Origin of the sequence: Luteococcus sp. (assembly GCF_043424415.1) — a bacterium.
In the GTDB taxonomy this organism is placed as follows: domain Bacteria; phylum Actinomycetota; class Actinomycetes; order Propionibacteriales; family Propionibacteriaceae; genus Luteococcus.
This window is the reverse complement of record NZ_JBHWOO010000285.1, coordinates 1-10,904: the sequence shown is the minus strand read 5'-3', so window position 1 is coordinate 10,904 and position 10,904 is coordinate 1. Positions and strand designations below refer to the sequence as shown.

Here is a 10,904-nt window from a genome sequence, read left to right as displayed (position 1 = left end):
TATGTTGCGCGCTGGCGCGATCGGGCCGCGAGCGGCCCTCCAGGACCCGGGGGTCCGGGCCGCGAGCGGCCCTCCCTCTCGGGGTGGTTCGGGTGCCCTGGTGAGGGGTGCCCGGGGACCGCAAGCGGCCCCGAGCTCCCCCTCGAGGAAGCACGGGGTCACCCCACAACCCGCAGCAACCAGGACAGGCCCCGCTGCCCCACCAGCCCCATCTCGCCCGTCACCCAACCACCAGGACAAAGACCCCCAACACAGCACTGCCAGACCTGGCAGATGCACCCACCCGACAACACCTCGTGGGAGACACCCGATCCGCATCACCCAGGGTGCATTGCCAGCCCCGGCATCCCCGCGTCGGAAGCCACGCCCCACCGGGGCACACAGGCCGATGACAGCCACAACCAACCCGCCCAGGAGACACCATGACCAAAACCACCACCACGACAAACCACCAATACACACCAAAGCCACACGCCAGACAGACGAAGTCCGGCGTCGCCGAACCCTTCAACCGCGAGAAGGTGGTCAACGGCGTCCGCAAGGCCTGCAAGGGCCGCCCGGTCAGCGAGGCAGACCTCGCCCGCCTGGGCCAGCGCGTCGAGGAGACCCTGCGCGCCAGCGGACAGGGCGAGATCCCCACCGACGAGGTGGGCGTGGCCATCCTCGAGCCGCTGCGCGAACTCGACCAGGTGGCCTACCTACGCTTCGCCAGCGTCTACCAGCACTACCAGGGAGTCGAGGACTTCGAGGCCGAGATCGCCCGGCTGCGCGAGCAGGCACCGCCCGGCCCGGCCTGAGGCACCCCACGAACCACACCCGAGCACGCACCCGGACCCACCGGGCAGTGCCGGGTCTCCGCCCCGGCCACGCCGGAGCAGCAGTATGCAAACCCCAAGGAAACTCCACGAAAGGCCAGCATGACCGAGAACACCACGACCTCGCGGCGCAACAACCCCTGTCTCGTCCCCTACTGCGGCGGCGAACTCACCCACAACCCCACCCCCGACACCTGGACCTGCGACACCGGAACCCATCCTGCAGCCACCCAGGACGGGAACTTGCGTACAGAAACTAGCCCCCCAGGCTCACCTGTGAGCCATCAACGATGACTCTCAAGAGCGCCCTGAAGGCCTGCCCGCCAGACCTCATCAAGGATTGGATTGATCTGCTCGGCGTCAACCTTGCGCAGCGGGGAACCGGTCTTGATCGCTTCCGACACGACCCTGCCGAAATCACGAGGGCTGGTGGCAGCCCCCTCGATCGCCTGGACCCCCTCTATTGCGACAGGCAGGTCACTGGCCAAGCCAAGGTAGTCGCGCACGGGCGGCATGTTCAGGGTGTAGTGATCCCCCAAGGTCACCACCATTCCAACGATGTCTCGATCGTCCGGGATGTGCTCGAAGGCCGGGTGGCGCCCAACGATGAGATCACGCGTGGCACTGATCTGCTTGAGGGCGTGGCGCAGCGACTTGACCGAGGCAGCGTTATCACCGGCCCGCACTTCCTCCGTCGGCTGGGTGGTCTTGGTCTCGATCAACACCACCGTGGTCGGCGTGGTCACGATCCAGTCCACGGACTTCGCCTGACTGCCACGAACGGCATAGGTGATCTCTCGCTCCACGAGCAGCCCTGGCTGGTGCTGCTGCATGACGCGTAGCTGCCGGCCGACATAGCACTCGAACCGGTGCCCCATCTCAGTGCTGAACTGGGTGCCCCACAAGTCGAGACCTTGCTGGTAGAAGCTCCGCGGGCTGAGCTTCAGCACCATCGCCTCGGGGACCGGAGCGAGATGGCGGTCACCCGGAAGCTCAATGACCGGTCGAGCAACCAGAGGATTGAAGGTGAACCTTCTCAAGACCCCGGGAACAGCGGTTCCTGGCAGCAGCTTCCCGCGGAAAGCCGCCCTGTCCTGGACGAAGTGTCGCCGGTACAGACACTCGCTCTCCTCCACAGTAAGGCCCAGTTCTGCCAGCAGAACTCGCACGTCGTCGTGACCGAGCCAACCAGTAGGGACCCAGCCGCTCGAGGACTGCGCGGCAGCCATGGTCATGAACCCCAATGCGTGGAGTTGCTTCATCGTGCAGCCCAGCAACCTCTGCTCCCAGCCACCCACCAAAACCTTGTCGCCTGAGCTGACTGGAGACTGCATGATCGCCTCAGCACGCGACATGGCATGAACCGCAGGCTCCTGCCAATCGAACTGCTGCAACGGATGCGTCAGCAACACGGCACCAAGCTCGTCGTAATACCCCTCAGGCACCTCCAAGTTCGTGAAAGCGTTGCACAAGCCCACGACATCAGCCTGCGAGGGATTGAGCCCCCCAGGAGGTTTGGGCTGAGAAAGACTGACCCTCGCGATATCGGCCAACGCCCAGCGAGACACACGCACGACTGGAGAAACACGGTCCTCACGAAGCCGCATCTCCCCCAGCGACCGACACCCCAACCGAGCGTTGACCTCAGCGACACGCCCCAACAACAACTGCTGATCGAACCGGCGCACACGCTTGAAGTAGTCCCAATCAGTCCACTCGCCCCGGGGCCCCTCACCATCACTCAACATCCCCACCAGCCCCCTCCGATCCCACCCAGCACAGTGTCCCGCGTCAAGTAGCTGGCAGGTTCCCGGGCTCTAGACAAGTTGGGGACCGCGGGGTCGGCCAGGCCACGGTGAACCCCTGAGGGCCGGTTCCAGGCCAGTGCCTCGTGGGGCCGGACGATGTTGAATTCGGCCCTCCAACGGCCGATCGACTGCTCGGAAACCTTCTCCTTACGGGCCGCCTCAGCAACGCTGATCTCACCGGACAGCAAGCTCACCACGATCCTGGTCTTGGTCTCCGAACTGAACACCAGGGGTCGCCCCATGGCCAGGACCTCCTGCTCAGACGCCGATCATGCCCTCACAACCGACCTGACAGAAAACTTGGCGCGGGACAGAGGGCCTCGTGGAGGTCGGATCGGTGGTCGGCGACCACGTCCAATGCCTCGAGGGTGGTAGCGGTAGCAGGTGGCCTGCGACAGGCCGTGATCACGCGCCAACCGGTGGACAGGGGTTGGCGCGTGATCATCCAGCGGCAGAACATGATCGCCTGGGTCCAGCAGACGGCGGCGCGTTGCCAGGGGCGCCGGTCATGGGCTTGGCGGTGGGCACGGAGCCAGGCCGCGACACGACGGGTGATGGTGTAGGGCAGGTCGAGGGTGGCACGATCCGACAGCATGCGGGCTCGGTTCTGGTCGGGCTTGGGATCTTGGCAGAAACCGATCTCTGCACCACCCGACCCGCATGCACCCACCCGAGACGACCATCACCCCTTGCCAAGACATCAACACCGATGACCTACGGGCAGGCCTGGTGAGAAAACCTCAGAGTGTTGCAACGATGACTGGAATTCACCCCCGGGAAGGCAAGTGTCAAGGGACATCGGGATCTCCCTGTAGGCGGACAGTTCATCTCCGTGCTGGCGGTCAGTTGATCTCCCTGGGGATTAGGGGCTCATTGCATTTGAGGGTGTAGCAGGGGTCTGAAGCCGCCTGATTCGAGGAGGCTGCGGGCGATGTAGTTGGTGAGGTTACGGAAGCCGAGGGCGGAGCCGCGGAGGTGCTCGAGCCGTCCGTTGATCGCTTCGGTGGGGCCGTTGCTGGTGCCGGGTCGGTCGAAGAACGCCAACTGACTATGTCAACTCGAAGTGGCCCCATGGTGACGGCTTGATCTGGCCCCGGCCGGTGGTGGTACGGGCGTGATGGCTTGTCACGCCCTCGGACTGGGGGGTGCCGTTCATCCTCGCGGCGGCCGGGATCGAACGCTTCGCACGCGTGTCGGGTTGGGTGCGCGACCGCCATCGCCTCGTCCAGTTCGTCGGGGGCGGGCTGCTCGTCGTCGTGGGCGTGCTGCTACCCACCGGTGTCTGGGAAGACCTCACCCGATGGCTCCAGGCCGAGCTCGTGTCGGGCTTCCAGGTGCCGATCTGAGGCATCTGGCGACCATGGCGGTCGGATCGCGACCAAGGCCGCGAGCAGCGTTCAGCTGCCGAGCGTCACCCAGTAGTCCCAGAACCGGACAGCGATGAGTGCGGCGATGACCACGAGCCATACCGTGATCACGCTGGGACTGTAGGACGCGACCTGCCGAAGGCGCGCCGGGAACGGAATCCGACCGGTTCTGACGTTCTGGGCGGTGGTCGTGACGAACGCGGTGATGGCCGCGACCCAGACGATCATGCAGTAGGGGCACAGGGCGCCGATGCGGTACAGGCTCTGGAGGATCAGCCAGTGCACGAACACGACCCCGAGGGTGGTGCCGGCCTGGATGCCCCACCAGAACCATCCCGGCAGTGCCGCCCGGGTGAGCAGGACCACGCCGATGGTCAGCAGGGCCGTGAACCCGGCGACGCCGAGGATGGGGTTGGGGAACCCGAACGCGGCGGCCTGGTCGGTGTTCATGACCGACCCGCAGGACAGCACCGGGTTGATGCTGCAGGAGGGCACGTAGGCCGGGTCCGTGAGCAGGGCGATCTTCTCGAGGAGCAGGACGAACGCGGCGACCAAGCCGACCACGCTGGCGAGCGTCAGGACCCAAGCCGTGCCCCGACCCACGATTCGGTCCTGCTGGGTCGTTGCTGGTGCGTCTGCTCGGCCTGGTGCCGGTTCAGCCATTGAGGGCGGCGTCGATCTGGTCGCGGAAGTCCTGGACCGAGGACGGCTGCAGCTTCTTGCCGTTGAGGAAGAACGTGGGGGTGCCTTCCACGCCGAGGTCGAGGCCGTCCTGCCGGTCCCGTTCCACCCGCTCCTGGGTGGCCTTGGCGGCGACGGCCTTGTCGTAGGCGGCCATGTCCAAACCGAGTTCTTGGGCGAACCCGCGGAACAGGGACGCCTTGGAGTCCTGCTGCTCACCCCACGTCTCCTGCGTGTCGTACATGCGCTTGTACATGTCCTCGAACTTGCCCTGCTGGGCAGCGGCCTCAACAGCCAGAGCGGAGTTGACTGCGTTGGCGTGGCTGGGGATCGGGAAGTAGCGCACGACGAAGTCGACCTTGCCGGCGTACGTGGTGCGCAGCTCCTCCACGACGGGGTAGGCCGCACGGCAGGACTCGCACTCGAAGTCGAGGAACTCGACCAGCGTCACCTTGCCCGTCCCTGCGGCTCCGAGCCGGTGGCTGTCGTCGCGCACCAGCTTGCCCGTCCCCGCCCCGGCTCCGGTGGCCGCACCGGCGGCGTCGGCGGGGTCGGCCTTCTTGGGTGACAGTGCCAGGGCTCCAGCGATGAAGGCCACGAGCAGGGCGACGACGGCGGCGGAGACGAGGGCGTTGCGTTTCACGGGTGTCACAGGGGTCAGCTCCAGGTAAGTCAGGAAGGGCAGGGGGCTCGTGGGGCGAACGGGTCGGGGGCCCGGTCAGGTTCCCCGGGGTGGGAGGAAGCCGCGTCAGCGGTGGGTGAGGAGTTCGGCGAGATCTTGCGGGACGGGCATCGGCTGGGTCAGCGGGACGGTGGCGCGGCCGGTGTTGCCCTCGGGGTAGCGCCCGAGCGCGGATCCGGGTGCGGCGACTAGCAGCCGCAGGACCTGCCCGGCGGCTTCGCGGCGGTCGTGCTCGCTCCACGCCAGAGCGAACATGACCGCGTGGGCGCGGGTGTGCGGCCAGGCCCAGGGTTGGGACAGGATGTGCGCCCGTTCCAGCGCCGCCCACCGTTGCCCGCTCGTGGTGGCCGTGCGGGCGTGGCGCAGCTCGGCGTCGAACGCCGCACGGATCTGGGCTGGCATGCGGCGGCTCACGAGTGGTCCTCGCGCCGGGCGAGGGTCACGGGGGTGGGTGCCGCCTGTCGGTCCGCTGCCTGGTCGACGCCGCTCGTCGAGGTGGTGCAGCAGTCATCCGCGGCGCATTGCGAGGCTGAGGTCGTGGTGTCGGTGTCAGCACCGGCCCCCATGGCAGAGAGCGCCGCCGGGGCGCAGCAGTCGTCACCCTGCCAGTTCTGCCAGCCCTCGCGGGCCGCGACGGCCGCGATGACCAGGGCAGCGAGCGGGTCGGCCCAGAACCAGCCGAGGGTGGCGTTGAGCACCAGGCCGACCAGCAGCACCGCGGACAGGTAGGTGCACAGCAGGGTCTGGGTGCCGTCGCCCTCGACAGCGGCCGAGCCAAGCTCGCGACCGGTGCGGCGCTGCCACACGCTGAGGAAGGGCATCACCGCCAGGGAGGCGAGGGCCAGGCCGATCCCGACGGGGCTGGAGTCAGGGCGGGCGCCGGTGATCAGGGCGTGCCCGGCCTCGACGGTGAGGTAGGCGGCCAGGGCGAAGAACGAGATGGCGATGAGGCGCTGCGCCGCGCGTTCCCGGCTCTCTGGCAGGCGGTGGCGGAACTGCCACAGGATCACCAGCCCGGAGGACACCTCGACCAGGGAGTCCATGCCGAACCCGACCAGCGCGGAGGAGCCGGCGATATTCCCGGCGGTGATCGCGATGACGGCCTCGACGGTGTTGTAGGCAACGGAGGCAGCGGCGAGCAGCTGGGCGCGGCGCATCAGGGTCGCGCGCCGTTCGGGGGTGGTCAGGGCGGTCCATGTGGTCACCAGGTGACCTCCTTGCATCCGGTGTGGGTGTTGGGTTCGACCTGGAGGGTGGCGTGCTCGACGCCGAAGCTGGTGAGCATGACCGTTCGGGCGCTGTCCAAGACGGCGTGCGCGTCCGCGCCCTCACTGGTCATCAGGTGGGCGGTGGCCACGTTCATCCCCGAGGTGAGGGTCCACACGTGCAGGTCATGCACGTTGCTCACACCCGGGACGGCTGCCAAGGCGGCTTCGACGTCGTCCGGTGCCATGTCCGCGGGCGCGTGCTGCCCCAGGACCGTGAGGACCTCCCGGCCCAGGATGATCGCGCGGACGGCGACGAAGATGGCGATGGCCAAGGCGATGCCGGTGTCCCACCACGCGTTTCCGGTCGCGGCCACCATGACCCCGGCGACGATGACGCCAACAGAGCCGACGGTGTCGGCGACGACCTCGAGGTAGGCGCCCTTGACGTTCAGGCTGTCGCTGGCCCCGCCGCGCAACAGCAGCAGGGCGATGATGTTGACCACCAGGCCGATGCCGCCGACGATCAGCATCGGCCCCGAGGCGATCTCCGCCGTGGCGCCGATGCGCCCGATGGCCTCCACCGCGATGTAGACCGAGACCCCGAGCATCAACAGGACAGCCAGGCCGGAGGCGAACACCTCGGCACGGTAGGACCCGAACGTGCGACGACCGGTGCTGTCCGGGCGAGAGGCGATCCGGGTGGCCACCAACGCCGCACCGAGCGCGACCACGTCGGCGGCCATGTGCCCGGCATCGGAGAGCAGCGCCAATGACCCTGACAGCAGACCTGCCACCAGCTCGACGACGAAGTAGCCGGCGACGAGGATGAACGCCAACCGCAGCCGCCACCGATGCGCCCCGCCCGCGCTTCCGTGGCCGTGTCCGTCGCTCACCGGATCGCCTGGGCTGACGCGATGCCGGCTGCTTGGTCGTGGGCGATGTGCTCCCTGGTCAGGTCCAGCAGCATCCGCACGTGGGCGTCCGCGAGCCGGTAGAACACCAACCTGCCCTGCCGGCGACCGGTCACCACCGCGGAGGCGCGCAGCATCCGCAACGACTGCGACACCGTCACCTCCTGCACACCGGTCGCGGCGGCCAGGTCGCACACGCACAGCTCACCGGCCTCGAGAAGCGCGAACAGCAACCGCGCCCGGGTCGGGTCGCCGAGGAGCTTGAACATGCTCGCCGCCCGCGCCAGCTCATCTGCCGGGAGCGTGGCATCCAGCACGAGCTGGACCTTCTCCGGGTGAACGCAGTGGACCGAACAGCCATCCAACCCAACAACCATGTCATCTGAGCGCATGATCAGATAATAGGGAATGAGCCGCCTGGGTCAAGTCCGCGAGGAGAAGCATCGAGCGATGCCCGCCCATAGAGCCGCACGGTCATACGACAACGTTGGCCCGGGCGTGGGCGAGCCGGTAGGAGTGGGTGCCGGTTTCGATGATGGTGCCGTTGTAGGTGAGCCGGTCCACGATCGCGGCGCACAGGCGGGGGTCGGTGAAGGTGTCGGTCCACCCGGAGAACGACTGGTTCGAGGCGATCGCGATGGAGTTCTTCTCTTCGCGTTCGGTGAGGACCTGGAAGAGAAGTTCGGCGCCGCGGCGGTCGAGTTCCATGTAGCCGAGCTCGTCGATCATGAGCAGGTCGACCCGGCCATAGCGGGCGATGGTCTTGGCGAGCTGTTTGTCGTCGACGGCTTCGACGAGCTCGTTCACGAGCTTGGTGGCCAGTGTGTACCGAACCCGGTACCCCTGCTCGGCGGCCGCCGTCCCCAGGGCGATGAGCAAGTGGGACTTGCCGGTGCCGGAGTCCCCGATCAGGCACAGCGGGTCGCCTCGGCGGATCCAGTCGCCCTTGCCGAGTTCGTGCACGGTCGCGGGGTTGATCGCGGTGTTGGCGTCGAAGTCGAAGTCCCCGAGCCACTTGTCCCGCGGGAACCCGGCCGCCTTGACCCGGCGCACCGACGAGCGTCGGTCCCGGTCGTCGACCTCGGCCAGCAGCAGCTCGGCCAGGAAGCCTTGGTAGGTCAGCTGCTCCTTCTTCGCCACCGACAGGGCCTCGTCGACCAGGGCCCGGATCGTGGGTAACCGAAGTCGGCGGCAGGCCTGGTCGACCGCGGCGATCGCGGCCTCTTCGGTCATCCCACGCCGGCGGCGCAACGTTGGACTGACCGGGGTGGCCACCGGTGTCGGGCTCATCAGCTGGTGCTCGCTTTCACATCAGGGGTGGGAGGGGTGGTGGTGCGTCGTCGTGGGAGCAGTTCGTCGTAGGCGACCACGGACGGGATCGGCCGGGTATCGGGTGGGAGACCGGCGATCACTGCGGCAGGGTCGGTCAGGCGGCGTTGGGTCAGACTGACAACGCGTTGCTCGCGCGTATCGCCTCGAGCAACGTGATGACGGTCAGAGCTGGCCCCACCCGTCGCCGTGGTGGTGTCGGGGGTGTGTCGGCGGGCTTCGACCGCGACGACGTCCGCGGACACCGCGCCCACGGTCAGGGCGGCGGCGATCCCGGCGGTGACCTGCTCGGCTGTGAGGGAGCGGTGGAGCAGCAGGACGTCGACGAGCTCACGCGTGCCGTCAGCGTCGCCGTTGACCTTCCGGCTGGCCGCCCAGAACGCCTCATGCGCCGAGGTGAACACCCCTGCAGCGCGGGCTTGCGCCAGAGCAGTAGATCCGGGAAGGGCGCCGGGCTTGAACCGCAACACCTCTAGGTAGTGATCCAGGACGACCCGGCTGGTGCCCCGGGCCACGACCCGTGGGTGCATAGCCACCACGGTGCGGCCCTCGAACACGACCACCTCGGTCGCGCGCAGGCTGACGCGCACGCGGCGACCGATCAGGTGCGCCGGGACGGAGTACTTCACCATCCGCACACTGATCATCGAGGACCGGTCCACGCGAGGGTTCAGCACCAGTCCCGGTTCGAACACCTCCATCGGCAGCGGCCTGAGCAGGGGTTGTTCGGCGGTGAAGTCGTGCCCGATCGTGTTCAGGCGACCACTGATCCGCCGGTCCTCGTCGGCGGCCTCCCACGCCTTGATCTGCTCGTTCAGCTGGTCAAGCGAATCGACCTCAGGCATGGGGACCAGGTGGTTGCGGCGGAACCACCCGACCGCGCCCTCGACGCCGCCCTTCTCATGGGCGCCCTCGATGCCGGACTGGCAGTAGAACGCGTCAAAGCCGTAGTGCGACCGGAACAGCACCCACCGGTCGTTCTCGTTGCGGGCACGGCCCGGTCCGTGGATGACGGCCGTGACTGCGGAGGTGAGGTTGTCGTACTTGATGTGCTTCGTGGGGATCCCGCCGATCGCGTCGAACGCCTCAATATGCCCTTGGAGGAACGCTTCCTGCGCCTGGGTGGGGTACACACGGTGGATCGCCTTCCCGGAGTGGGAGAGCCACAGGACGAACATGTAGCACTTGGTCCTCACCCCGCCCAAGACGACCCAGACCTCACCGAAGTCGACCTCGGCCTCCTCACCCGGGCCGTGGTGTTGGGCGATGAACGCCTCAAGGCGGCGTCCGCCCTCGAGGTCGATCTGTGCCCGCCGGACCCGCACGTAGTCCCGCACGGTCGAGTACGACAGACCGGTCGCGGCCTGCTCGTCGACGAGGCGAGCGAGGATCCGGGTCGCGGTATGCCGTTGCTTCCTCGGCGCGTCCAGATCCGCGCGGAGCATGCCGTCGATGGCGTCCTTGAACGGGTCCAACCGCGGTGCCGACCGTGTCGGTGCCTTCCGTGGTGCCGGCTCCGCTGATGCCAGCGCGTGCCTTACGGTGCGCCGGTGCACCCCGTGACGGCGGGCCAGTTCGCGGATCGAGATCTCCTCGACCCGCGCGTCCCGACGTATCGCAGCGAACAACTCCACACGTGATCCCATCCCAACCCCGATCCCTCGAGTGCTCTGATGTGAGCAAGGCTGGGGTGGGGCCAGATCAAACCGTCACAACCACCCCGGCGAGTCGCCAGTGGGGCCAGATCAGGCCGTCACGATGGGGCCAGATCAACCTGTCACAGTCATCCTCCCGCACGTCACGCTCACCGGGCACATCCGGCACGACCGTGGCGCGGGCACGCTCGACCTTCTCGATGAGCAAGGTGTGGAGCGCCTGTCCACCGATCTCTCCGTCTACGGCTACGTCGCAGAGCCAGGCCAGGTCTTCATCAAAGACTGGTCTGCGCACGCGGGGGAGGAGTAGTCAAGACCTGTGGATTGATGTGTCAGGCGGCGTGAGCGTGGCCTCCTGGTTCGTCGGGTCGTTCGACGAGCTTGCCGTTGCTGAACTCCGCGCCGGCACGGACGAGCGCAACGAGGTGGGGTGCGTTGACGGCGCGCC

The 10,904-nt window shown here is 67.6% G+C and carries 13 protein-coding genes and 1 pseudogene; 2 read left to right on the top strand and 12 right to left on the bottom strand.

Going from position 1 to position 10,904, the window contains the following annotated elements:
• Positions 1 to 422: 422 nt before the first annotated feature.
• A complete protein-coding gene (locus tag ACHFFZ_RS16000; protein ID WP_394277591.1) occupies positions 423 to 797 on the top strand; it encodes an ATP cone domain-containing protein in 375 nt (124 codons plus the stop codon).
• 302 nt (positions 798 to 1,099) lie between these two features.
• Here the strand turns inward: ACHFFZ_RS16000 and ACHFFZ_RS15995 are convergent, their stop codons facing one another.
• The 3 genes and pseudogenes from ACHFFZ_RS15995 to ACHFFZ_RS15985 all read right to left on the bottom strand — a co-directional run.
• The gene (locus tag ACHFFZ_RS15995; protein ID WP_394277590.1) at positions 1,100 to 2,293 is read right to left on the bottom strand and encodes a hypothetical protein; all 1,194 of its coding nucleotides are present in this window, start codon (positions 2,291 to 2,293) and stop codon (positions 1,100 to 1,102) included.
• Between the two features lie 263 nt (positions 2,294 to 2,556).
• Positions 2,557 to 2,865, bottom strand: a complete 309-nt coding sequence (locus ACHFFZ_RS15990) for a transposase (RefSeq protein WP_394277589.1) — start codon at positions 2,863 to 2,865, stop codon at positions 2,557 to 2,559.
• A 628-nt stretch (positions 2,866 to 3,493) separates the two neighbouring features.
• Positions 3,494 to 3,667: pseudogene (locus ACHFFZ_RS15985) on the bottom strand (transposase); the annotation flags it as partial.
• Positions 3,668 to 3,768: 101 nt separating this feature from the next.
• Here ACHFFZ_RS15985 and ACHFFZ_RS15980 point away from each other — a divergent pair.
• Positions 3,769 to 3,969: a hypothetical protein gene (locus ACHFFZ_RS15980; protein WP_029212094.1), complete on the top strand. Its 201-nt coding sequence runs from the start codon at positions 3,769 to 3,771 to the stop codon at positions 3,967 to 3,969.
• Positions 3,970 to 4,020: 51 nt separating this feature from the next.
• Here ACHFFZ_RS15980 and ACHFFZ_RS15975 read toward each other — a convergent pair whose 3' ends face one another.
• The 9 genes from ACHFFZ_RS15975 to ACHFFZ_RS15935 all read right to left on the bottom strand — a co-directional run bounded on the left by ACHFFZ_RS15975 (position 4,021) and on the right by ACHFFZ_RS15935 (position 10,751).
• Positions 4,021 to 4,653, bottom strand: a complete 633-nt coding sequence (locus ACHFFZ_RS15975) for a vitamin K epoxide reductase family protein (RefSeq protein ID WP_029212093.1) — start codon at positions 4,651 to 4,653, stop codon at positions 4,021 to 4,023.
• Entirely contained in the window at positions 4,646 to 5,314 is a 669-nt protein-coding gene (locus tag ACHFFZ_RS15970; protein WP_034253255.1) for a thioredoxin domain-containing protein, read from the bottom strand. Before ACHFFZ_RS15970 ends, ACHFFZ_RS15975 begins: the two co-directional genes overlap by 8 nt.
• A gap of 105 nt (positions 5,315 to 5,419) precedes the next feature.
• Positions 5,420 to 5,767, bottom strand: a complete 348-nt coding sequence (locus ACHFFZ_RS15965; protein WP_240483987.1) for a DUF3703 domain-containing protein — start codon at positions 5,765 to 5,767, stop codon at positions 5,420 to 5,422.
• A complete protein-coding gene (locus ACHFFZ_RS15960; protein WP_394277588.1) occupies positions 5,764 to 6,558 on the bottom strand; it encodes a cation diffusion facilitator family transporter in 795 nt (264 codons plus the stop codon). The genes ACHFFZ_RS15965 and ACHFFZ_RS15960 overlap by 4 nt, the downstream gene beginning before the upstream one ends.
• The gene (locus tag ACHFFZ_RS15955; protein WP_029212089.1) at positions 6,555 to 7,454 is read right to left on the bottom strand and encodes a cation diffusion facilitator family transporter; all 900 of its coding nucleotides are present in this window, start codon (positions 7,452 to 7,454) and stop codon (positions 6,555 to 6,557) included. Before ACHFFZ_RS15955 ends, ACHFFZ_RS15960 begins: the two co-directional genes overlap by 4 nt.
• On the bottom strand, positions 7,451 to 7,789 hold the full coding sequence (locus tag ACHFFZ_RS15950) for an ArsR/SmtB family transcription factor (RefSeq protein WP_394277587.1): 339 nt from the start codon (positions 7,787 to 7,789) through the stop codon (positions 7,451 to 7,453). Before ACHFFZ_RS15950 ends, ACHFFZ_RS15955 begins: the two co-directional genes overlap by 4 nt.
• A gap of 157 nt (positions 7,790 to 7,946) precedes the next feature.
• On the bottom strand, positions 7,947 to 8,762 hold the full coding sequence (gene istB / locus ACHFFZ_RS15945; RefSeq protein WP_154594513.1) for an IS21-like element helper ATPase IstB: 816 nt from the start codon (positions 8,760 to 8,762) through the stop codon (positions 7,947 to 7,949).
• Positions 8,762 to 10,447, bottom strand: coding sequence for an IS21 family transposase (istA, locus tag ACHFFZ_RS15940; RefSeq protein ID WP_268528330.1), 1,686 nt, complete (start codon positions 10,445 to 10,447; stop codon positions 8,762 to 8,764). The genes istB and istA overlap by 1 nt, the downstream gene beginning before the upstream one ends.
• A 55-nt stretch (positions 10,448 to 10,502) precedes the next feature.
• Positions 10,503 to 10,751, bottom strand: coding sequence for a hypothetical protein (locus ACHFFZ_RS15935; protein WP_394277586.1), 249 nt, complete (start codon positions 10,749 to 10,751; stop codon positions 10,503 to 10,505).
• Positions 10,752 to 10,904: the final 153 nt, after the last annotated feature.